This is a genomic window from Paraburkholderia sp. D15 (genome assembly GCF_029910215.1).
GTDB lineage: Bacteria > Pseudomonadota > Gammaproteobacteria > Burkholderiales > Burkholderiaceae > Paraburkholderia.
In genome coordinates this window covers 3,434,578-3,456,660 of the sequence record NZ_CP110395.1, presented here as the reverse complement: position 1 = coordinate 3,456,660, position 22,083 = coordinate 3,434,578, and the positions used below count along the sequence as shown (strand labels likewise).

Genomic DNA, 22,083 nt, shown 5'->3' with positions numbered 1-22,083 from the left:
CGTTCGTGTCGCGTCGGACGCGGGTTCGGGTGCTGCGCGTCAATCCGTTCGGCTCAGCGTCGGTTCGTGCGGGGGCGCGGCGTCGTGGGTGGTGCCTGCGGCGACCGGCGTTGCGCTTGCTGTCGCCTGCAACGCGTCCAGCGCATCCAGAATCGCCTCGGGCGTGGCCGGCGCGCGCAGCGGCGGCGCTTCGTCCGCCTCCGGCACGGCGGCCGCGACCGCATCGCGGATCGCGAGAAACACGGAGAACGGCAGCAGCAGCGGCGGCTCGCCGACCGCCTTCGAATGGAACACGGTCGGCTCGGCGTTGCGGTTCTGATAGAGCCGCACGTGGAAGGCCGCGGGCGTGTCGCTCACCGCGGGAATCTTGTAGGTGGACGGCGCGTGCGTCATCAAACGTCCGTCGCGGTTCCACCATAGCTCCTCGGTGGTGAGCCAGCCCATGCCCTGGATGAAACCGCCTTCCACCTGGCCGATGTCGATCGCCGGATTGATCGACTGGCCGGCGTCGTGCAAGACGTCGGCGCGCAGCAGTTTCCACTCGCCGGTCAGCGTGTCGATCACGACCTCCGACACCGCCGCGCCGTACGCGAAGTAGTAGAACGGATGACCGGTCAGCGTTTTCGCGTCCCAGTGCACCTTGGGCGTGGTGTAGAAACCGTCCGACCACAACTGCACGCGCGCCAGATACGCGGCGCCCACCAGTTGCTCGAACGGCATCGCGCCGCCGTTCACGCTGACCTCGCCGTTGGCGAAGCGCACCTCGTCCGCCGTGCCGCCGAGCTGTTGCGCCGCGAGTGCCGCGAGCCGCGCGCGAATGGTCCGCGCGGCGGCTTCGGCGGCCTTGCCGTTCAGATCGCTGCCGGTGGATGCGGCGGTCGCCGAGGTGTTGGCGATCTTCGACGTGTCGGTCGCGGTGACCCGCACGCGCGCGAGCGGCACGCCGAATTCGTTGGCGACCACCTGCGCGACCTTGGTGTTGAGCCCCTGGCCCATCTCGGTGCCGCCGTGATTGACCAGCACGGAGCCGTCCTTGTAGACGTGCACCAGGGCGCCCGCCTGATTCAGGAACGGCACGTTGAACGAGATGCCGAACTTCACCGGCGAGAATGCGAGGCCGCGCTTGAGCACCGGGCTCGTCGCGTTGAACGCGGCGACCTCGGCGCGGCGCGCGCGGTAGTCGCTGCTGTCGAGCAGTTCGTCGGTCAGCGGCGCGATCACGTTGTCCTCGACGCGTTGGCCGTACGGCGTGACGTCGCGCTCGCCGATGCCGTAGTAGTTCGCGAGCCGCACGTCGAGCGGATCGCGCTTCAACCGACGCGCGATGCCGTCCATCAGCACCTCCATCACCAGCGCGCCCTGCGGACCGCCGAAGCCGCGGAACGCGGTGTTCGACTGCGTGTTGGTCTTGCAGCACAGCGCGACGATGTCGACGTCCGACAGGTAGTACGCGTTGTCGAAGTGGCACACGGCGCGCGTCGCGACGGCGCCGGACAGGTCGGCGGAATAGCCGGCGCGCAACGCGATCTCGACGCGGGCGCCGAGAATGCGGCCGTCGTCGTCGAAGCCGGCTTGATACGTATAGACCGCGTCGTGCCGCTTGCCGGTGATCATGAAGTCGTCGTCGCGGTCGGCGCGCAGCTTCACCGGACGGCGCAGCAGCTTCGCCGCGAGCGCCGCCACGCACGCGAACAGCGCCGATTGCGATTCCTTGCCGCCGAAGCCGCCGCCCATCCGCCGGCATTCGCACAGCACGCTATGCGCGGGCCAGTCGAGCATATGCGCGACCACCTGCTGCATTTCACTCGGATGCTGGGTCGAGCTGTAGACCAGCATGCCGTCCATCTCTTTCGGCACCGCGTAGGCGATCTGACCTTCGAGATAGAACTGCTCCTGGCCGCCGACCTCGAACGTGCCGTCGAGCCGATGCGGCGCGGCGGCGATTTTCCCGTCGGGATCGCCGCGCTGCAGGTGCAGCGGCGGCAGCACGAACTGATTCGCGGCTTTCGCCTCGGCGGGCGTGAGGATCGCGGCGAGCGGTTCGTAGCGGACCACGTCGTCGCTCTTCGCGAGCGCGGCCGCGCGGCGTGCGAGTTCATGGCTTTCGGCGATTACCGCGAAAACCGGCTGACCGAGGTACAGCACTTCGTCGACGGCGAGAATCGGGTCGTCGTGCAGCACCGGGCCGCAGTTGTTTTCACCGGGGATGTCGGCGGCGGTGAGCACCGCGACCACGCCGGGCGCCTTGCGCACCGCGTCGAGATCGAGCGACACGATGCGCGCGTGCGCGTGGCGCGACAGGCCGAGCGCGGCGTGCAGCGTGCCTTGCAGTTCGGCGACGTCGTCGGTGTAGGTGGCTTCGCCGCTGACGTGCAGCGCCGCGGATTCGTGCGGCAGGGAGACGCCGATCGCGGTGTCGTCGGTGGCCGCGATGTCGCGCGCGCGGGCGTGCTGCGCTTGGGTGTCCGCTTGCGTGTCCGTTTGCGCTTCAGATTGCGGCTGCATTGGCGGGGTGCCTTCCGCCAGCTTGCCGGCCAGTTCCATTGCGCGCTTCACGGCTTGCGTACCTGCCTGATCGTCCAGCACCTCGATGCGGTTCATCACGACGGCTCCTTCGCAACGGCGTCATCCGGCGCGCTGCTTTCGTACGCGAACGCATTCACGTCGAACAGCGCGAGCGGTGCGGCATCGCGCGTTTCCAGATGGAAGCGCCACAGCACGTTGCGCGCCACCTTCAGCCGGTACGCGCTCGACGCGCGCATATCGGTGAGCGGCTGGTAATCGGCGACGAGTGCGTTCATTGCCTGACGCGCGGTGCTTTCGTCCCACGTCGCGCCGTTCAGCACGGCCTCGGTCTGCGCGGCGCGCTTCGGCGTCGCCGCCATGCCGCCGAACGCGATGCGGGCGTGGCGGATCGAGCCGCTTTCGTCGATGTGCAACGCAAACGCCGCGCACACCGCCGAGATGTCCTGATCGTAGCGTTTCGACACCTTGTAGGTGCGAAAGCGCAGATCGCTCGCCGGACGCGGCACGCGCAGCGCCGCGACGAATTCGCCGGCCGCGAGCGCGGTCTTCTGGTAGCCGAGGTAGAACGCGTCGAGCGGCAACGTGCGGACGGTCGGGCCATGGCGCAGCACGACTTCGGCGCCGAGCGCCAGCAGCGCCGGCATCGAATCGCCGATCGGCGAGCCGTTCGCGACGTTGCCGCCGAGCGTGCCGGCGTTGCGGATCGGCAGCGACGCGAAGCGCGTCCACAGTTCGGCCAGTTCGGGATAGTCGACGGCGAGTGCCGCGTAGGCGTCTTCCAGCGTGACGGCGGCGCCGATGGTCAGCGTTTGCGCGTCGCGCTCGATCGTCTTCAGTTCGGCGACGTTGCCGATATACAGAATGTCGCCGAGATCGCGGAACTGCTTGGTGACCCACAGGCCGACATCGGTGCTGCCCGCCAGCAGGCGTGCCTGCGGCAGTTCGGCGCGCAAGGTCGCGAACGCGTCGAGCGTGACGGGGGCGTGGAAGGCGGGCGTGCCGAATGCGGCGCCGCGCGTGTCGGGCGCGCGATATTCGAAGGTGTCGCGGCGTTGCAGCTCGCGCAACGTGTCCGCGACCGCGCGACGGTCGAGCGTCACGCGCGGGTACTGCGGGTAGTCGAACATTTTCTGCGTCGCGTCGACGATCGGCCGGTAGCCGGTGCAGCGGCACAGATTGCCGGACAGCGCGGCGTTGATTTCGTCGCGCGTGGGCAGGCCGGCGGCGGCCGGCTGGTTTTCGTATAGCGCCCACATCGACATCACGAAACCGGGCGTGCAGAAACCGCATTGGGAGCCGTGGCAGTCCACCATGGCTTGCTGGACGGGGTGCAGCGTGCCGTCGGCGGCGCGCAGGTCTTCGACGGTGAAGAGGGCGCGGCCATCGAGCGTCGGCAGGAACTGGATGCAGGCGTTGACCGCTTTCAGCGTCAGCTCGCCGTGGGCGTCGAGTTCGCCGATCACGACCGTGCAGGCGCCGCAGTCGCCTTCCGCGCAGCCTTCCTTGGTGCCCGTGCAGCGCAGATCCTCGCGCAGATGCTGAAGCACCGTGCGCGTCGCCGGGACGCCCGTGACCTCACGGACGGACCCCTGGTGATAAAAGCGGATGGTTTGCGATGTCATGGCGAATCCAGAAGACAGTGCGGACCGGGCGCGCGTTACGCATGGGGTCGCGCCAAAGCCGGCCTCGCGCACGTAGATCGCCATCCAGTTCCGAAGATAGCACTACCCGGTCTCAAAAATATTTCCCATATCGCATGACGCTTATTCGGATGCGGTCATGAGTTAAATACGATCCGTGGAAAGGCGGGAAGTTGCGCGGGGAGGGGAATCTGCCGGAATTCGGGCAAAAAAACGCCGGAATGTGAGCCACCGTTCAAGGTGGCCCGCATTCCGGCGTTTATTTAATACGTTGGAACCGTTCAGGCGATGCGGCGGCGATTTTTCACCAGCGTCAGCGCCAGCGGGATGAACGCGATCACGAAAGCGACCAGTGACCACATTGGCAGCGTCAGGCCGAGGATCGGCGGATAGGCCGTTTCGCACAGGCCGGCGACCTTGAAGACGCCCGGCAGCCAATGCGCGGGCGGCAGGCTGTCGACCACCGGCTGCAGCGCGTCGAAGCCGCAGCTGAAGCCCGGATTCGCCTGGACGTACACGTGGCGCGCGGCGGTCAGCACGCCGGCCAGCGCGGACAACGCCGCCAGCACTTCCAGCAGGCGCACGCCGCGCCAGCTGTTAAAACGCGCGCCGAGGAACGCGAAAGTCGCGATCAGCAGGAAGAAATAGCGCTGGATGATGCACAGCGGACACGGATCTTCATGCAGGAAATATTGCAGATACAACGCGCCGGCCACGAGGGCGACGCAAATCAGGCCAAGCAGGACCAGCAGGGAGCGCTCGCGGCGCAGCATCGCAGTGTCGTTATTCATGGGTTGAGTGGCTGTTCCGGGAAATAAAAAGGGGCGGGTGCCCGCGATTCTAGCGCGAACCCCAGCCCCATCGCTTATCGCGTATTACGGCGTGTCAGACGCGTGCCGAGCACGGGCTGAACAGCGTGCTGGCGGCTTGCGGACCGCTCGCGGGCGCCTTTTTGCGGTGGTGTCGCGGAAGTCCCGAAAACGTGCCCTGGCCGGACTCCAATGGCCCGCCCCCCGCTCACCGGATCGCGTTCAGCACCGCCTCCGCGGCTCGCCCGATCGCCAGCAACGCATCGTCCGCGTGCGGCGCCCCCGCCAGCATCAGGCCGACCGGCGCGTCCCCGCGCTGATGGCACGGCAGCGACAGCGCACACGCATCGAGGAAATTAAACACGCTCGGATTGCGCAGGATCAACGCATTGGTGCGGCCGAACGCATCGTCGTCGTGGACCAGATCGGCGACGCGTGGCGGCACCACCGGCACCGTCGGCGCGACCACCGCGTCGAAACGTTGCCACAACGTCCGCGCCGCCTCGTCGAGCAGGGCCTGACGCTGGGCCAGCAGATCCAGATAATCGGCGGCGGTGGCCGGCTGGCCCTTGAGAATACGCACCAGCACGCGCGGATCGTATTGCTCGCGATGCCGCTCCAGCAGCGGACGGTGCCACGCATAGGCCTCGATCGGCGAAAAGCCGAAGCGGTTGATCTCGGGGAAACGGTCGAGCGGCGCGAAGCGGACTTCGGTGACGATCGCGCCGGCCGCTTCGAGGTGCTTGAGCGACGAATCGATCGCCGCCGCGACGGCGGGTTCGACGCCGTCGGTCACGAAGTGGGTCAGCACGCCGAGGCGCACGCCTTCGAGCGGCCGGGCCGCCGGAATGCGCGGCTCGAGGCCGGCCAGCATCCGGTCGACCAGCGCGCAGCACGCCACCGACACGCCGATCGGCCCGAACGAGTCGAGCGTCGACGACAGCGGCACGCCGCCTTGTTTCGGAATGCGCGCGGCGGTCGGCTTGAAGCCGGTCAGCCCGCATAGCGCGGCCGGGATGCGGATCGAGCCGCCGGTATCGGTGCCGAGCGCGATCGCCGCCATGCCATCCGCGACCGATGCCGCCGCGCCCGACGACGAGCCGCCCGAAATCCGCTCGTCGCCCTTCACGTCGCGCCGGTACGGCGACAGCGGGTTGCCGTAATGCGGATTCAAACCGAGCCCGGAAAACGCGAACTCGCTCATATTCGTGCGCCCGACCAGCACCGCCCCGGCCCGTTTCAGACGCGCGACGGCCACCGCATCCGCGGTGGCGGCGGGCGCATCGGCGAGCACGACGGAGCCGGCCCGGGTCGGCTGGCCTTCGATGTCGAACAGGTCTTTCACCGAGACCGGAATTCCGGCGAGCGGCGAGAGCACGGTGCCGGCGGCGCGCAGGCGATCGTGCGCATCGGCGGCGGCGCGTGCGTTGTCGGCGTCCACGTGCATGAAGACCGCCGCGCCCTGGCCGGCCGGATCGGCGATCCGGTCGAGCGCGGTTTCCACCAGCGCGCGGCTGGTGGTGCGGCCGGCGGCGAGGTCGGCGGCGAGCTGGGCAAGGGGCGGGAAGGGCGTGAAATCGGTGGCCATGGTGTCGATGGGAATCCGGTTGAACCGGCGAGCCGGTCGGGGTCGGGTGGGAGGGAGAAGCGTCAGATCCGGTTGAACAGCGTCGCGCGGAACGCCTCGATGTGTTTTTGCACCGAGCGCCGCGCGCCGTCGGCATCGCGTTCGCGCAGCAGGTTGAAGAGTTCGAGATGTTCCTCGTGCACGTCTTCCAGATGATGCGGCTCGGACAGCGAGATAAACCAGAAGCGCAGCGACCGCTCATGCAGTCCGCGCAGAATGTCGGCGAGCACGGGGTTGCGCGACGCGGCCGAAATCGCCAGATGGAACTCGCGATCGATGTCCATCATGCCCTCCACGTCGTGCGCGGCCACGCACACCGCCGAGCGGTCGAGCAGCGCCTGCATCGCGTCGTAGTCGTGCTGCTGCGCGTGGCGCGCGGCCAGCTCGACGCAGTAGCTTTCGTTGACGAGCCGCACGTCGATGATCGCGAGCACGTCGTCGAGCGACACCGGGCGGACCATGATGCCCTTGCGCGGCATGATGGTCAGCATGCCTTCGTGCACGAGCCGGTGCAGCGCCTGGTGTACCGGCGTTCTGCCGATGCCGGTGAGCGCCATCAATTCGGCTTCGTTGAGCACTTCGCTCGGCCGCAGGCGCAGCGTGATGATCTCGCGCTTGACGAACGCGTAGGCCTGCTCGGCGAGGCTCGCGGCGCCGGTGTCGCGGGTGGGGCGGGAAGGGCGGTCGGTCTGCAAAAGCGTCATGTCTGGAACGGGCGGGCGATGTCGTCCGCATTGTAGAGCAAGGTTTTACGCGGCTTGCGCGGGCATGCCCTCACGCGCTACCCGGCACGACCGCCGCCGCATGCTGCACCTTCACGCGCGGCATCATCAGCGTCACCAGTCCGCCGACGATCAGCGCGCCCGCGATCAACACCAGCCCGAACGTCACGCTGTGCGTCGCGTCCTTGACGATGCCGAGCACGTACGGGCTCACATAGCCCGCGAGGTTCGCGATCGAATTGATCACCGCGATCCCGGCCACCGCCGCCGTGCCTTGCAGGAAGGTCGTCGACATCGACCAGAAGATGCCGAAGCCCGCGAGAATGCCGATATACGCGATCGACAGCCCGGTGACGGCGAGCGGAATCGAGTTGGTCACGGACGCGCTGCCCAGCAATCCCGCCGCGCCGATAAAGCAGCACATCGCGTAGTGCCAGCGCCGCTCGCCGCTGATATCCGACGAGCGTCCGATCAGAATCATGCCGATGCCCGCCGCCAGATACGGAATCGCGGTGACGAAACCGTTGGTGACGAGATTCGTCACGCCGAGATCCTTGACGATCTGCGGCAGCCAGAACGAGAAACCCGCGTTGCCGGTGACGAGGCAGAAGTAGATCAGCGTCAGCAGCCAGAAGCGGCCCGAGCGCAGCGCCACGGAGAGACTATGCTCGGCGCCGGCCGCCGCGGCCGCGCTGTTTTCCCGCGCGAGGCGACCGAGTATCACGCGCTTCTCGTCGTCGCTGAGCCATGCCGCTTCGGCCGGCGTGTTGCGCAGCACGGCCAGCGCCCAGAAGCCGGCGAGGATCGACGGAATGCCTTCGATCAGGAACATCCACTGCCAGCCGCGCAGGCCGTGCGCCTCGTGCAGCGCGGACATCAGAAAGCCCGACAGCGGCGCGCCGATAATGCCCGCGACCGGAATCGCCGCCATGAACACCGCAACCATCCGCGCACGCCGGTCGGCCGGAAACCAGAAGGTCAGATACAGCACCACGCCCGGCACCAGACCGGCCTCGGCCACGCCGAGGAAAAAGCGCAGCACGTAGAACATCGTTTCGCTGCGCACGAACATCATCAGGCACGACAGCAGACCCCACAGCATCGTGATGCGGGCGATCGTGGCGCGCGCGCCGAACTTCTTGAGCAGCAGATTGCTCGGCACCTCGAACACGAAATAGCCGAAGAAAAAGATCCCTGCCCCGAGCCCGTACGCCGCGTTCGACAGACCCAGGTCGCCGGTGAACTGCAGCTTCGCATAGCCGATGTTGACGCGATCCAGATACGACAGCACGTACACCAGAAACAGGAACGGCATGATGCGCCACGTGATCTTGCGGATGGCGGCGGCTTCGAGCCAGGCGTCGGACGACGCGTCGGCGCTGACGGAGTGCGGAGCGGGGTTCATGAAGGGGAGCGCCTTATTCGACGAGTGGCAGCGCGCGCACGCTGTAGGCGTGGCGCAGGGTGCGGTTCAGGATCGGGTCGTGCAGTTCGAGTTCGAGCGCGTCGCCGTCGTGCATGCCGACGATGCCGCCCTGGACCGCGAGCGTGCCGCAGAACATCGCCGCGCCGGCATCGAGCGGCGCGCGCGCGAGCAGCTCGGCGGCCGGCAGCAGTGCGGCGACGCTGCCTTGCTGGTAGACGCGGCGCGCGCCGTCGCTGACCGCGTAGGCGCGCAGTTCCAGCTGGTCCCAGTGACCGGCGACGTCGTCGAAACGCCAGGCGTCGCGGGCGAGCGGCTTGGGGCACACCTGTTTGGACACGGTCACGCCATAGGCCTCGACTTCGCGGTCCGTGTGGTCGGAGCCGACCGTGACGAGGAGGCCGGTGTCCGCGTTCAACAGCACGCATTCGGCTTCACCGCTGGATTTCACGCCGACCACGTCGACTTCGCCTGCCTGCGTCAGCAGTTGCGCGCCAAGCCGGTAGAAGCACGGCGTGGTGGACGGCCGCTTCACGCCCAGCTCGGCCAGTTCGGCGATGTGATGCTCGATCGCCGCCTGGTCGCGCCCGGCCCAGCCGGCGATGGTCAGCCGGTTCACCTCGACGGTCTCGGTGCGACGCTCGCCGCGACGGTCTACAACGTTGAAAGACACCTGCTGCATCACTCGACTCCGCATAAAAATATGCTGCAAATATTATTGTGATATTTCACAGGTGTCCAGCGTGTCAAAAATCGTTTGGCATCGATGCGGCGCTTGCATACCGCTTACGCGCCCCGGCGCGCCGTGACGCCGTCCGTCAGGCGCGCACGCCGCGCCGACCGGGCGATCCAGCCCGCGCGGCGTGCCACGTTCCTTTGCTACACTGCGTTTTCGAGATTACTTTCTGTAAGGAACGCGTTCATGCACCATGGCATCGGCTTTATTCAGGATCTGGCGGTCGTGATGGCGCTGGCCGGCGTCGTCACCGTGCTGTTCCATCGCCTGAAGCAGCCGGTGGTGCTCGGCTATATCGCGGCGGGCGTGATCATCGGGCCGTACACGCCGCCGTTCCAGCTGATTCACGACGAGCAGACCATCCAGACGCTAGGCGAACTCGGCGTGGTGTTCCTGATGTTTTCGCTCGGCCTCGAATTCAGTCTGCGCAAGCTGTTCAAGGTCGGCGCGACGGCGATCGTCGCGGCGCTCTCCGAGATCGTGCTGATGCTGTGGATCGGCTACGAGATCGGCAGCGCGTTCGGCTGGAGTTCGATGGACTCGCTGTTCCTCGGCGCGATTCTGGCGATCTCGTCGACCACCATCATCGTCAAGGCGCTCTCCGAGCTGGGACTGAAGCGCGAGAGCTTCGCGCAGCTGGTGTTCGGAATTCTGATCGTCGAGGACATTCTCGCGATCGCGATGCTGGTGCTGCTGTCGGGCATCGCGCAGACCGGGCAGTTGAGCGCCGGCATCGCGGTGATGACGCTGGGCAAGCTGCTGCTGTTCATGACGGTATCGCTGGTGGTCGGCATTCTGCTGGTGCCGCGCGCGCTGAATTACGTGGCGCGCGCGAAGAGCGACGAGATGCTGCTGGTCGCCGTGCTCGGCTTCTGCTTCGGCTTCTGTCTGCTGGTCGTCAAGCTCGACTACAGCATCGCGCTCGGCGCGTTCCTGATCGGCGCGATCATGGCCGAGTCGCGCCATCTGCACCGCATCGAGCATCTGATCGCGCCGTTGCGCGACGCGTTCTCCGCGATCTTCTTCGTGACGATCGGCTTGATGCTGAATCCGGCCGTGCTGGTCGACTATGCATGGCCGATCGCGGTGATCACGGTGGCGGTGATCGTCGGCAAGATCGTGTCGTGCGGGCTCGGCACCTTTCTCGCCGGCAAGGACGGGCGCACGGCGATGCGCGTCGGCATGACCGTGTCGCAGATTGGCGAGTTCTCGTTCATCATCGCGTCGCTCGGGCTCACGTTGAAGGTCACGAGCGCGTTTTTGTATCCGATCGCGGTGGCGGTGTCGGCGTTGACCACGCTGTTCACACCGTATCTGATCCGCGCGGCCGATCCGTTGACGCAGCGCCTGGGGCGCGCGATGCCGCGCACGCTCGCCAACGGTTTCGGTCTGTATGGGCAATGGTTGCGTAGCTTGAGTACCGGAAATGGCGAGCCGACGCTGTTCAGCATGACGCGGCGCATTCTCGTGCAGATCGCGGTGAATCTGGCGCTGGTCGCGGCGATCTTTCTCGCGGTGTCGTACAGCGCGCCTTATACGAGCGCGTGGCTCGCGCGCTGGCTCGACGCCGAGCCGCTGCAGCGCGTGGTGTTGTGGAGCGTGGCGCTGGTGGTGTCGCTGCCGTTTCTGGTGGCGGTCTATCGCAAGACGAAGTCGCTGGCGCTGCTGCTCGCCGAGGTCAGCGTTCAGCCGGCCACGGCCGGCCGCTTCACGCGCGCGATCCGTTACGCGATTTCCGATCTGGTGCCGGTGCTGTCGATGATCGGCGTGTTCCTGCTGCTCGCCGCGCTCTCGGGCGGGATCTTGCCGCCAACCGGTCTGCTCGTCGCGGTATTGATCTGCGCGGCCTTGCTGCTGGCGCTGGTGTGGCGCTGGTGCGTGAAGATTCATGCGGCCATGCAGATCGCGTTGCGCGAAACCTTCGACGAGCAGCCGGACGAACATGCGGACCAGCAACCGCACCGCGAGTGAGTTCTCCGCGGATTGTGTCGTCCGGCTCAACAATGTGAGCAATTGTGTGCGGGTTTGCCGCGCCTGGCTCGCTAGCGGATAATCAGGGCATATTCATTCGTTCGCGTGGAAGGCGCCTGTCTGACTGTCATGAGCGAAAACAAACCTGAAAACGCCGGTCAACCCGGCAGTCCCTCGTCACCTTCGGCTTCGCCGGCCCCTTCGCCCGCGCCGTCGTCGGCCTCTCCAACTGCAACGCCGACCCCGCCTGCATCCGCGCCGTCACCGTCGGGTGCAATTTCCGGCGCGGCGTCCGGGGGACGTTCCGGTGCGCCTTCGGGGGCATCGTCCGCGTCGGGTTCTGCCAGTGCTGGCGAGTCGTCTCCGGCACCCAGCGCGCCGCCGCCCGATCCGGCATCGTCGTTGCCGCCATCGCATGAAGATGCGATCCAGTCTCCGGTCAAGGATGCGGTCACGCCATCCGCCGCGACCGAGGCCGCCGCCGAGGAAGCCGCCGTGCGCTCGTCCACCGACGACCCCGACAGCGCATCCGCCGTCACACCGGCCGATCCGCAGGCCGCACGTCGTCGCGATGCCGCCGAAGCGCGCAGCGCGGCGGCGGCATCGACGGCGAAGCAGGAGTCGGAAGTGCACGAGAGGGCGGCGCGCGACGCGCAGTCGGCACGCGGCAAGAGCGCCGCACCTTCCACGCCTTCAGCACCTTCAGCAGCTTCAGTCCCGCCCGCGTCTCAACAAACAAAACCCGAGCCGACGCTCGCCAGCAGCGACCCGCTGACCGGCGCAGTCAAGGCCACCCCGGCCGCACCCGTCATTCCCGTGGACAGCGCCACCGTCGCGGCAGACGGTTCCGCCGCATCCGCGTCGTCGGCGGCCGTCGCCGCGGAAGCGGCCGCCGCGGGTGCAGCTGCGGCAGCAGCGCAGCGGCCGGCCGGCGCACCGCCGCCCGGATTCGGCGCGGCGCCCGATTTCACCGCCTCGAACCCGCCGCCGCCGAACGCGTTGCCGCCGTCTCCGCCGCGCTATCTGAAGCAGAACGATTCCGCATGGACGGTGTTCGGCCGCATCATCGCGGCGCGCGCGCGTCAGCTGTTCGATCGCGCCGGGCAGCGGATCACGCAGCGCACGCTGCGCATCGGCGTGTCGGCGCGAATCTTCCATCCGGAGCCGGGCGCGAAAGGGCTACGCGGCAAGACGCTGCAATACCTGGAGGAATCGATCGCGCATTGGGTGATGTCGCGCGACGTGCTGGTGTTCATGATTCCGACGGTCGGCCATCAAGGCATGCTGCATCCGAGCAATATCCGTCTGCGCGACTACGCGAAGCATCTGGACGGTCTGCTGCTGCAGGGCGGCGCCGACGTGTCGCCGCAGTCGTACGCGGAAAGCGCGACCAGCCACGAGTGGCCCGGCGACCGCGTGCGCGACATGTACGAACTGGAACTGCTGCACGAGTTCATCGAATCGGGCAAGCCGGTGCTCGGCGTATGCCGCGGTTGCCAACTGATCAACGTGGCGTTCGGCGGCACGCTGTATCAGGACATCGCCACCGACGTGCCGACCGCCGGCGCGCACGTCAACGAGAACTACGATCAGCATCGGCACGGCATCCATTTTCCGGATGGCTCGACGCTCGCCAACATGTTCCCGGGGCGGCGCGACGCGATCGTCAATTCGATCCACCATCAGGCGGTCAAGACGCTCGGCCGCGACCTCAATATCGAGGCGGTGTCGGCGTCGGACGGCATCATCGAAGCGGTGCGTTATCGTCGCGCGCCGTTCGTGATGGGTGTGCAGTGGCATCCGGAGTTTCATCGCGCGGGCGGGCCGGAACTGCTCGACTGCACGCCGTTGCTCGACACGTTCCTGCGCGTGGCGCGCGAAACGCGCTTCTGATTGTGCGCTGACAGCGTGTGCGAGGTTGCGTACCCATGGCGGGGCGCAACCTCCGGTTTTTTCTCAACACCCCCAGCGAAATTTCATCCTGAGCGCGGCATTCGTTGCAATGCCGGCGCGGTCGTTTCATCTCCCTCCAAGGTCTTTTCCGTCGACGCCCGAACGCTTCGTTTGACGGCTGATCCGCGCGATAATGCCCGGCTGTTCTGGAATCGCATGGAGCATGCACGTATGAAGCATCCCTTACTAATGTGGCGAGCCGTGCTGGTCGCCGCGTCGTGTGCGCTGTCGTCCGGCGGCGGCGTGATGGCCGCGCAGGGCGAAACGGCGGCGCCGCGCAACGCGTCGAGCGCCGCTATCGCATCCGCCGCATCGGTCACGACGGCTGCTTCAGTCCTATCAACCGACGCCCAGGGCAACGTCGCCGAACTCACGCAACTGATTCACGACGCGAAGCTGAGCGAACTGCGCACCACCTACAACGGCAGCTACGGCGCGAGCCTGTTTTTCTATCCGCGGCAGATGGCGTATTACGTCGCGCTGTTTCAGGACAAACACTTCTGGCGCGTCATCCGAACCGACGACACGAGCCGCGCCGAATCGATGTACGCCGGTTTTGCGCAACAGACGGCGCAACTCGCGGATGTCGAAATCCGCCGCATGCAGTTGCAGGCGCAGAAGGCGTACCTCGAAGACATCATCGCGATGTCGACGGATCGGGCGAAACGTCTGCAGGCGGACCTCAACGTCGCGCGCACGCAGCAGGCGAGGGTCGACGACTATCAGCGGCAGACGCAAGGTGAAGCCGCCGCGCTACGCATGGAAAAGGACAAGGTGCAGGCGCAGTTGCGGCAGGTGCAAGGCGAAGTGATTCAGCTGCAGAGACAGACCGAGGCGGGTTTGCCGCCGCGCAATTGAGAACAGGCGTGAGCGCACGCGCATCGCTTACCGCTTACCGGTCCAGCCGGAACACATAACGCAGCGCGGTGATATCCACGCCGCCCATATGATCCGGCTCCGCGCCGACGAACTGCCAGCCTTGCCGCTCGTAAAAGCCGATCGCGGGCGCATTGCCTTCGAGCACGTACAGATACAACTGCGTTTCGCCTTGCTCGCGCGCCCAATCTTTCGCGGCGCGCATCAGCAGCTTGCCGACGCCGATGCCCTGGTACCCCGGCAACGCGTGCAGATTATCGAGCAGCACACCCCACGCGGATTCCGGCTGACGCTCCACGCACACGAAACCGATCGGCTCGCCTTCGAGTTCGGCGATCAGCACGATGCGCCGTTCGCCGCCCGGTGCGCTCAAGCGCGCTTCCCAATATGCGGCCCGGTCGCGCGTGACTTCGCCGTCGAGGAACGCATCGGGTAGCAAGCCGCGATACGTGGCTTGCCAGCTGGTGCTATGAATCGACGCGATGAGGGCGGCGTCCGCGAGGGTCGCGTTGCGTAGGGAGAGAGCGTGGGGGGATTGCATCGGGTGGAGATCGAGGAAGAGTGCCTGGCAGCAAATTCTATCGCGACGACACGCGTGCGAACCATGTGTCACGCGCGATGCCAGGCACGGCGTCATGCGCGAAAAGCCCTTGCTGAACGGGCTGTAATGAATTTGTAGGCATGCCGCCGTGCATGACGCGATCGCGCCATCGACGGTAACATGTCGAGCAACCGGTAAGACGCAATTCACAACTGGGGTTCACACTGCGCGTCGCAGGTTAACCCTGATTTCAAGCGAATCCTGCCGGCATGAAAATGCAGCGCCCCCGGCGCGTTCTGCTGCGCGTTTGCGTCAGCCATCCGCCCACCGGAACCAGTGGATCGTTTCAACTGCCTGGCCGCCGGCCAACCTCGCGGCGACGGGCTTCTCCGAGAATGTCATGTCTACTGCGACACACGCCACCTCATCGTCCTCCGACGAGTCCAAGGTCAAGACGGTTTTCCGCGTCGTCAGCGGCAACTTTCTTGAGATGTATGACTTCATGGTCTACGGCTATTACGCGTCTCACATCGCCAAGACCTATTTTCCGAGCGGTAGCGAATTCGCGTCGCTGATGCTGTCGCTGTCGGTGTTCGGCGCGGGCTTCCTGATGCGTCCGCTCGGCGCGATCGTGCTCGGCGCGTACATCGACCATCACGGCCGGCGCAAAGGCCTGATCCTCACGCTCGGGCTGATGGCGCTCGGCACGCTCACGGTCGCGGCGATTCCAGGCTACGCGACGATCGGCATGCTCGCGCCCGCGCTCGTGCTGTTCGGCCGGTTGCTGCAGGGCTTCTCGGCCGGGGTCGAACTGGGCGGCGTGTCGGTGTATCTGTCGGAGATCGCGACCAAGGGCAACAAGGGCTTCTACTGCGCGTGGCAGTCGGGCAGCCAGCAGGTTGCGGTGGTGTTCGCGGCGCTGATCGGCGTGATCCTGAACAAGGTGCTGCCGGCCGACCAGATGGGAGCGTGGGGCTGGCGCGTGCCGTTCCTGATCGGCTGTCTGATCGTGCCGTTCCTGTTCCTGATCCGCCGTTCGCTGCAGGAAACCGAGGAGTTCAAGGCGCGCAAGCATCGCCCGAGCATGGGCGAGATCATGAAGACGATGGCCGCCAACTGGGGCATCGTGCTTGGCGGCATGGGCATGGTGATCATGACCACGGTGTCGTTCTACATGATCACCGCGTACACGCCGACCTTCGGCAAGGAAGTGCTGAAACTGTCGTCCATCGACACGCTCGTGGTGACCGTCTGCATCGGTCTGTCGAATCTGATCTGGCTGCCGCTCGCGGGCGCGCTGTCGGACCGCATCGGGCGTCGTCCGGTGCTGCTGGCGTTCACGATTCTGACCATTATCACCGCGTATCCGGCGCTGCAATGGCTGGTGGCGGATCCGTCCTTCGTGCGTCTGCTGGTGGTCGAATTGTGGCTGTCGTTCCTGTACGGCAGCTATAACGGCGCGATGGTGGTGGCGCTCACCGAAGTCATGCCGGTCGAAGTGCGCACCGCCGGCTTCTCGCTGGCCTACAGTCTCGCGACGACGATCGGCGGCTTCACGCCGGCCATCTCGACTTTGCTGATTCACACCACGGAAAACAAGGCGGCGCCGGGGCTGTTCCTCGGCGTGGCGGCGATCTGCGGGCTGATCGCGACGCTGGTGCTGTACCGCACGCCGGAATCGCGCAATCAGTATCGGGCAGCGTGACGTGTCGATGATGTCGTGACAATGCCGGGATGACGCCGGGATGACCTGGCGTTGTGCCGGTAGCCGCTTGGGTACCGCTTGGTACCGCTTGATAGCCGATTGGTACCCATGAGGCGCGCATGAAAAAACCCCGTGCTCACTGTGAAGGTGAGCACGGGGTTTTTGTTTTCACAAGCGGGCATCTCGCGACGGTTCGCGCGATCGCCTCGACTAGCCGTGCCGCAACGCGTTCGCCACCACCTCGACGACTTCGTCCCACGCGCCGGGCCGCGGCTGACGCACGAGCGTCGCGTCCGGATACCACGGGCTACGCGCGTCGCCGGTGAACCAGCGCCAATCCGCCGCGAACGGCAGCATCAGCCAGGTGGTTTTGCGCAACGCGCCCGCGAGGTGCGCGATCGACGTATCGATCGACACCACCGCGTCGAGCCGTTCGATGATCGCCGCCGTATCCGCGAAATCGCCGATCCGCTTGTCGAAGCGATGAATCGACGCCGCGCGCGGATGCGCGTCGAGCGCCGCGCGTTCGTCCGCGCTCAGATCGGGTTGCAGCACGATCCAGTCGATGCCGTCGAGCGCGAACAGCGGATCGAGCGCGGCGAGCGGCATGGTGCGTGTTTCGTTGGCCTGAATGCGCCCCGACCACGCAAGGCCGATTTTCCGTTTCGCCTGACCGCCGAGCGACCCGCGCCATTTGCGGCCATACGCGGGCGGCACGCTGACGTAAGGCGTGCGTGCCGGAATCGTGTCGTACGTCGTGCCGAGCGCGAGCGGCAGGCTCAGCAGCGGGCATTGCAGATCGGCGGCGGGGCGGGGCGCGCCTTGGGCGATCAGCGTCACGCGCCATGCTTGCGCGGCCGGCGCGAGAAGCGGCACCAGCGACGGCTGCACTTCAAGCACCACCCGCGCCGCACGCTGCGCGGCGAGCGGCACGAAGCGCGCGAATTGCAGCGTATCGCCGAAACCTTGCTCCGCGTGGATCAGCAGCGTGCGTTGCGCGATCGGTTCGCCATGCCAGCGCGGCAGCGTCTGGATCGCCGGGTCGGCCATGGTTTGCAGCCGCCATTCGTATTCCGGCAGACCGCGCGCGAAGTCGCGCATCGCGAGCCACGCCAGCGCGCGGTTCATATGCGCGGACGCGAGATCGGGACGCTGACGCAAGGCCTGATCGAACGCGCGCACGGCGGGCGCATGCGCGCCCAGCGCGAGATGCGCGGTGCCCAGACTCAGCCACGCGAGCGCGAACCGCGGATCGAGACCGACCGAGCGTTCGAGGTACGGCAGCGCCTGCGCGTGACGCCCGAGCGCCGCCAGCGCATTGCCCATGCCGAAGATCGCGGGCGGCAGATTCGGCTGCAGGCGCAGCGCCGCTTCGAACGACTTCGCCGCTTCCGCGTGGCGACCGGTGGCATCGTAGGTATTGGCGAGGTTGAAGTGCGCGGCGACGAAGCGTGGTTCGGCCGCGAGCGCGGTCTGGAAGCACGGGATCGCCTCGTCCGCGCGGCCGAGCGCGTTCAGCGACATGCCCATGTTGTTCAGCGCGCCGGCGTGCCCCGGACGCAGTTCGAGCGTGCGCTGGAACGATGCGATCGCGGCATCGTGCTGGCCGAGCGCGTGACGCGCGTTGCCGAGGTTGTTGTGCGACGACGCGTCGTCCGGTTGCAGGCGCAACGACTTTTCGAAGGCATCGGCGGCGTCTTCGTGACGGCCTTGCATCGCGTACGCGTTGCCGAGGTTGTAGTGCGCCATCGGGAACGACGGCGCGAGCGTCAGCGCGTTGCGGAACTGCTCGATGGCGTCGTCGATCTGGCCCAGCGCTTTCAGCGCGTTGCCGAGATTCAGTTGCAGCGCGGCATCTTCCGGACGCAGTTTCACCGCGCGCCGCACGAGGTCGACGGCTTCGGCATGCTGGCCTTGCTGATGGCGCAGCACGCCCAGCAGGTGCAGCGCGTCGACGTGCGCGGGGTTGCCGTCGAGTGTCGCGCGATAGTCGCGTTCGGCGTCGTCGAGGCGGCCGTCACGATGCGCCGCGAACGCGCGGTCAAAGACAGGTTGCATGACGGGGGGTGGCATTCGGGTGGGGCAGAGGCCGCATTTTCCCACACTCGATGCCTGGCGCTCCGATTTGACCGGTCATGTCGATGTCTATAACATTTGAATACTTGTTCATATGTGAGCTGACATTGACCGCTGCCATGGTGTCCAACGCTTCCGATACCGCCAACGTTTCCGCCGCTGCCGCCGGCCCGGCGGTCCGCATCGACGACCGGTCCGCCGACACCATCGTGCCGCTGGCCGATCTGTTCCGTCTGCTCGGCGATCCGACGCGCTTGCGTATCGTGCTGGCGTGCGTCGACGGACGGCTCGCGGTCGGGGCGATAGCCGAGGCGCTGGGCTTGTCGCCGTCGCTGGTGAGTCATCATCTGCGCTTGCTGCGCGCGGCGCGGATCGTGCGCGCTGAGCGCCAGGGCAAGCAGGTCTTCTATGCAGCGGCGGACCGGCACATCAGCGCGATGCTCAGCGGCATGCTGGAGCATGTGGCCGAACCGGCCAGCGATTTTCCAGTGGATGCGACATGAGCGAAAAGGATAAGTTGGGGCGAGGCGAGGGCTCGAGAGAGGCGGGTGGAGATCGCGGCGGTCATGGTGGTCATGGACACGACGATCACGGCCATGATGGCCATGACCATGACCATGACGTCCACGACCATAGCGGGCACGACCATAGCGGGCACGACCACGACGACCCAAGCCGGCTCGGGCAAAAACACGCTGACCATGACCATGACCACGGCCATGCTGGCCACTCCCACGGCGGTCACAGCCACGGCGGCCACTCCCACGCCGGCCATTCCCACGCCCACGCCCCCGTCCCAGGCCACGGCCGCGCATTCGCACTCGCCGTCGCACTGAACATCGCGATCGTCGTGATCCAGGCCGTCTATGGCGTGCTCGCGCATTCCACCGCGCTGCTCGCCGACGCCGGCCACAACCTCTCCGATGTGCTCGGCCTGCTGCTCGCCTGGGGCGCGGGCTGGCTCACCACGCGTCGCCCATCGGCCCGCTACACGTTCGGCTACGGCAGCTCGTCGATCCTGGCCTCGCTCGCCAACGCGGGGCTGCTGCTGTTCGCCTGCGGCGTGATCGTCGCCGAGGCGATCGGCCGGCTGATGAACCCCGCGCCGGTCGCGGGCCTCGCGGTGTTCGTCGTCGCCACGACGGGCGTCGTCGTCAACGGAATTTCCGCGTGGCTCTTCATGCGCGGCCAGAAGGAAGACCTCAACATCCGCGGCGCGTTTCTGCACATGGCCGCCGATGCCGGCATCTCGGCCGCCGTCGCGATCAGCGGTCTGGTGATTCTCTACACCAACTGGACCTGGCTCGACCCGGTGATGAGTCTGCTGGTGGTCGCGGTCGTGGTGGTGGGGACGTGGGGCCTGCTGCGCGATTCGGTGCGCCTCGCGCTCGACGCCGTGCCGCCCGGCGTCGACCTGCAACGTATCCGCGACTATCTGGGAACCCAGCCCGGCGTCGTCGACGTGCACGATCTGCACGTGTGGGCGCTGTCCACCACCGGCAATGCATTGAGCGCGCATCTGGTGATGCCGGCCGGTCATCCCGGCGACGAATCGCTCGACGCGATCGTCATCGTGCTGCGCGAACGTTTCGCGATGCAGCATGCGACGCTGCAGGTCGATCTGGGCACCACCGAGCACCGCTGCGCGATGGACGACGCCGCGCCGTCCGATGCGCTGCACAAGCCCGCCGCGCCGCATACGCACTGACGCGGGCGTACACTAGAACGCATCGTTGTCACCGGAGCTTCGCATGGATGCAGCCGCAACCGATGCGTCGCCGGTGCTGATCGTCGGTGCGGGTCCGACCGGACTTGCCGCCGCGATGAGCCTGGCGCGTGCTCACATCCCCGTGCGTCTGATCGACAAGGCGATGCAGCCGAATCCGTACTCGCGGGCCATCGGCATTCAGGCACGCACACTCGAACTGCTCGAACAGCATCGCCTGATCGAACCGTTTCTCGAACTCGGTCATCGCGCGCGCGTCGCCAATCTGTTTTCGAACGGCATGCGGCTCGCGCGGCTCGATTTCGATCCGCTGCACACGCGCTATCCGTATCTACTGTTCCTCGACCAGGCCGTCACCGAGCGTCTGCTCGCCGAACATCTCGCGACGCTCGGCGTGACGATCGAACGCGGCGTCGAACTGACGATGTTCGCGCAGAGCGCCAGCCACGTTCAGGCGACGCTCAGGCGCGCCGACGGCCACACGGAGACCACGCGCGCGTCCTACCTGATCGCGGCCGACGGCGCGCACAGCGTGGTACGCCATCGGCTCGGCCTGCCCTTCGCGGGCAAGACCTTCCAGCAGACTTTCCTGCTCGCCGATCTGCATGCCGAAACCGACTGGCCCGAGGACGAGTTCCATCTGTTCGCTTCCGCCGACGGTCTGGTCGCACTGTTTCCGCTGGGTCATGGGCGGCATCGGCTGATCGCCGATCATGCCGTCGAGTCCGCCGCGGTGCCCGCACCGGTCACGCCGGCCGTGCTCGGCGAGCCGCCGCTGAACATCGTGCCCGCGCCGTCGCTGGACGAATGCAAGGCGTTGATCGCGCGGCGCGTGCGCGAACGCGTCGACGTATCGGACCTTACGTGGTCCGCGTATTTCCATCTGAACAGCCGGATGGTGGAACGCTTGCGCATCGGCCGGATTTTTCTCGCGGGCGACGCCGCGCACGTGCACAGTCCCGCCGGCGCGCAAGGGATGAACACCGGCATCCAGGAAGCCTTCAATCTCGGCTGGAAACTGGCGCGCGTGTTGAAGGGCGCGGCGCCTGATCGCCTGCTCGACACGTACCACGGCGAACGTCATCCGATCGAACGCGACGTGCTGCGGCAAAGCGGCTTCATCACGCAGATGGCCGAGGCCGATCACGGCCCGCTGAAGCTGCTGCGCGAACGCGTGATGCCGGTGCTGGCCGCGCTCGGTCCGTTGCGCGACGCCGCGCGTCTGACCATCAGCGAACTGTCGATCCAGTACCGCCGCAGTCCGCTCACGCTCGAACGCGTGCTCGACGGTGGCCCGCGCGCGGGCGAGCGCGCGCCGGACGCGCTGGTGCATGTGGTGGATGGGCCGTTGGGCCGGGCGCCGGGCGTCGGCTGCATTTTCGATCTGCACGACCCGGCGTTCTTCTCGCTGTTCCTGCTCGTGCCGCCGTTGCCGATCGACGACACGCCGCTCGATCCGGCCGCCAAACATGCGCCACCGGCGGATGCTGACGTGGAGCGCATGGCCGCTGAAATCGAACGTCTGCTGCCGGGCGCGGTGCGCATCTGGCGCATTACCGATACCACCGGCGACGGCGGACCGCCGCTGTCCGATTCGTATGGCCGCACGCGGCCGTCGTTCTATCTGGTGCGGCCGGATGGATACATCAGCGCGCGCGGGCGAACCGGCACGGATCTGCACGGCTTGCTGCGGCATTGCGAGACGTGGTTCGCGGTGGGCGGAGAACCGCCGGAGCCGACCGCGTTATGAAG

The 22,083-nt window shown here is 66.8% G+C and carries 16 protein-coding genes; 7 read left to right on the top strand and 9 right to left on the bottom strand.

The window, feature by feature from the left end; translation table 11 throughout:
- Positions 1–39 precede the first annotated feature (39 nt).
- From xdhB to LFL96_RS14855, 7 genes are all read right to left on the bottom strand, one after another.
- Positions 40–2,601, bottom strand: coding sequence for a xanthine dehydrogenase molybdopterin binding subunit (gene xdhB, locus LFL96_RS14885; RefSeq protein WP_280995977.1), 2,562 nt, complete (start codon positions 2,599–2,601; stop codon positions 40–42).
- Positions 2,601–4,148: a xanthine dehydrogenase small subunit gene (xdhA, locus tag LFL96_RS14880; protein ID WP_280995976.1), complete on the bottom strand. Its 1,548-nt coding sequence runs from the start codon at positions 4,146–4,148 to the stop codon at positions 2,601–2,603. Before xdhA ends, xdhB begins: the two co-directional genes overlap by 1 nt.
- A gap of 299 nt (positions 4,149–4,447) precedes the next feature.
- Positions 4,448–4,957 carry a disulfide bond formation protein B gene (locus LFL96_RS14875; protein ID WP_280995975.1) on the bottom strand — a complete coding sequence of 170 codons (510 nt, stop codon included), beginning with the start codon at positions 4,955–4,957 and terminating at the stop codon, positions 4,448–4,450.
- 226 nt (positions 4,958–5,183) lie between these two features.
- Positions 5,184–6,563 (bottom strand): amidase, encoded by a 1,380-nt coding sequence (locus LFL96_RS14870; RefSeq protein ID WP_280995974.1) that lies wholly within the window; start codon positions 6,561–6,563, stop codon positions 5,184–5,186.
- Positions 6,564–6,625: 62 nt separating this feature from the next.
- A complete protein-coding gene (locus LFL96_RS14865; protein WP_280995973.1) occupies positions 6,626–7,306 on the bottom strand; it encodes a GntR family transcriptional regulator in 681 nt (226 codons plus the stop codon).
- Between the two features lie 70 nt (positions 7,307–7,376).
- Complete coding sequence (locus tag LFL96_RS14860) at positions 7,377–8,729, bottom strand: MFS transporter (RefSeq protein WP_280995972.1); 1,353 nt, start codon at positions 8,727–8,729, stop codon at positions 7,377–7,379.
- Positions 8,730–8,742: 13 nt separating this feature from the next.
- Entirely contained in the window at positions 8,743–9,429 is a 687-nt protein-coding gene (locus LFL96_RS14855; RefSeq protein WP_280995971.1) for a DUF2848 domain-containing protein, read from the bottom strand.
- A 240-nt stretch (positions 9,430–9,669) separates the two neighbouring features.
- Here LFL96_RS14855 and LFL96_RS14850 point away from each other — a divergent pair, with 240 nt between their 5' ends.
- The 3 genes from LFL96_RS14850 to LFL96_RS14840 all read left to right on the top strand — a co-directional run bounded on the left by LFL96_RS14850 (position 9,670) and on the right by LFL96_RS14840 (position 14,265).
- Complete coding sequence (locus tag LFL96_RS14850; protein WP_280995970.1) at positions 9,670–11,454, top strand: cation:proton antiporter; 1,785 nt, start codon at positions 9,670–9,672, stop codon at positions 11,452–11,454.
- 129 nt (positions 11,455–11,583) lie between these two features.
- Positions 11,584–13,347, top strand: a complete 1,764-nt coding sequence (locus LFL96_RS14845) for a type 1 glutamine amidotransferase (protein WP_280995969.1) — start codon at positions 11,584–11,586, stop codon at positions 13,345–13,347.
- A gap of 231 nt (positions 13,348–13,578) precedes the next feature.
- On the top strand, positions 13,579–14,265 hold the full coding sequence (locus LFL96_RS14840; protein ID WP_280995968.1) for a DUF2968 domain-containing protein: 687 nt from the start codon (positions 13,579–13,581) through the stop codon (positions 14,263–14,265).
- Positions 14,266–14,299: 34 nt separating this feature from the next.
- Here LFL96_RS14840 and LFL96_RS14835 read toward each other — a convergent pair whose 3' ends face one another.
- Positions 14,300–14,824 (bottom strand): GNAT family N-acetyltransferase, encoded by a 525-nt coding sequence (locus LFL96_RS14835; protein WP_280995967.1) that lies wholly within the window; start codon positions 14,822–14,824, stop codon positions 14,300–14,302.
- A 400-nt stretch (positions 14,825–15,224) separates the two neighbouring features.
- Here LFL96_RS14835 and LFL96_RS14830 point away from each other — a divergent pair, with 400 nt between their 5' ends.
- Entirely contained in the window at positions 15,225–16,529 is a 1,305-nt protein-coding gene (locus tag LFL96_RS14830; protein WP_280995966.1) for an MFS transporter, read from the top strand.
- A 210-nt stretch (positions 16,530–16,739) separates the two neighbouring features.
- On the opposite strand, the gene LFL96_RS14825 is transcribed toward LFL96_RS14830, so the two are convergent.
- The gene (locus LFL96_RS14825; RefSeq protein ID WP_280995965.1) at positions 16,740–18,587 is read right to left on the bottom strand and encodes a tetratricopeptide repeat protein; all 1,848 of its coding nucleotides are present in this window, start codon (positions 18,585–18,587) and stop codon (positions 16,740–16,742) included.
- A gap of 137 nt (positions 18,588–18,724) precedes the next feature.
- Here LFL96_RS14825 and LFL96_RS14820 point away from each other — a divergent pair, with 137 nt between their 5' ends.
- Genes LFL96_RS14820 through LFL96_RS14810 form a run of 3 tightly spaced genes read left to right on the top strand, consistent with a single transcriptional unit; the run spans position 18,725 to position 22,081 of the window.
- Positions 18,725–19,108 (top strand): metalloregulator ArsR/SmtB family transcription factor, encoded by a 384-nt coding sequence (locus LFL96_RS14820; protein ID WP_280995964.1) that lies wholly within the window; start codon positions 18,725–18,727, stop codon positions 19,106–19,108.
- A complete protein-coding gene (locus LFL96_RS14815) occupies positions 19,105–20,313 on the top strand; it encodes a cation diffusion facilitator family transporter (protein WP_280995963.1) in 1,209 nt (402 codons plus the stop codon). The genes LFL96_RS14820 and LFL96_RS14815 overlap by 4 nt, the downstream gene beginning before the upstream one ends.
- A gap of 43 nt (positions 20,314–20,356) precedes the next feature.
- Positions 20,357–22,081 (top strand): FAD-dependent monooxygenase, encoded by a 1,725-nt coding sequence (locus tag LFL96_RS14810; RefSeq protein WP_280995962.1) that lies wholly within the window; start codon positions 20,357–20,359, stop codon positions 22,079–22,081.
- Positions 22,082–22,083 lie beyond the last annotated feature (2 nt).

Bases quoted from the DNA above. Each gene is read 5' to 3' on its own strand.
- xdhB (WP_280995977.1), bottom strand. From the start codon at position 2,601: ATGAACCGCATCGAGGTGCTGGACGATCAGGCAGGTACGCAAGCCGTG.
- xdhA (WP_280995976.1), bottom strand. From the start codon at position 4,148: ATGACATCGCAAACCATCCGCTTTTATCACCAGGGGTCCGTCCGTGAG.
- LFL96_RS14875 (WP_280995975.1), bottom strand. From the start codon at position 4,957: ATGAATAACGACACTGCGATGCTGCGCCGCGAGCGCTCCCTGCTGGTC.
- LFL96_RS14870 (WP_280995974.1), bottom strand. From the start codon at position 6,563: ATGGCCACCGATTTCACGCCCTTCCCGCCCCTTGCCCAGCTCGCCGCC.
- LFL96_RS14865 (WP_280995973.1), bottom strand. From the start codon at position 7,306: ATGACGCTTTTGCAGACCGACCGCCCTTCCCGCCCCACCCGCGACACC.
- LFL96_RS14860 (WP_280995972.1), bottom strand. From the start codon at position 8,729: ATGAACCCCGCTCCGCACTCCGTCAGCGCCGACGCGTCGTCCGACGCC.
- LFL96_RS14855 (WP_280995971.1), bottom strand. From the start codon at position 9,429: ATGCAGCAGGTGTCTTTCAACGTTGTAGACCGTCGCGGCGAGCGTCGC.
- LFL96_RS14850 (WP_280995970.1), top strand. From the start codon at position 9,670: ATGCACCATGGCATCGGCTTTATTCAGGATCTGGCGGTCGTGATGGCG.
- LFL96_RS14845 (WP_280995969.1), top strand. From the start codon at position 11,584: ATGAGCGAAAACAAACCTGAAAACGCCGGTCAACCCGGCAGTCCCTCG.
- LFL96_RS14840 (WP_280995968.1), top strand. From the start codon at position 13,579: ATGAAGCATCCCTTACTAATGTGGCGAGCCGTGCTGGTCGCCGCGTCG.
- LFL96_RS14835 (WP_280995967.1), bottom strand. From the start codon at position 14,824: ATGCAATCCCCCCACGCTCTCTCCCTACGCAACGCGACCCTCGCGGAC.
- LFL96_RS14830 (WP_280995966.1), top strand. From the start codon at position 15,225: ATGTCTACTGCGACACACGCCACCTCATCGTCCTCCGACGAGTCCAAG.
- LFL96_RS14825 (WP_280995965.1), bottom strand. From the start codon at position 18,587: ATGCAACCTGTCTTTGACCGCGCGTTCGCGGCGCATCGTGACGGCCGC.
- LFL96_RS14820 (WP_280995964.1), top strand. From the start codon at position 18,725: ATGGTGTCCAACGCTTCCGATACCGCCAACGTTTCCGCCGCTGCCGCC.
- LFL96_RS14815 (WP_280995963.1), top strand. From the start codon at position 19,105: ATGAGCGAAAAGGATAAGTTGGGGCGAGGCGAGGGCTCGAGAGAGGCG.
- LFL96_RS14810 (WP_280995962.1), top strand. From the start codon at position 20,357: ATGGATGCAGCCGCAACCGATGCGTCGCCGGTGCTGATCGTCGGTGCG.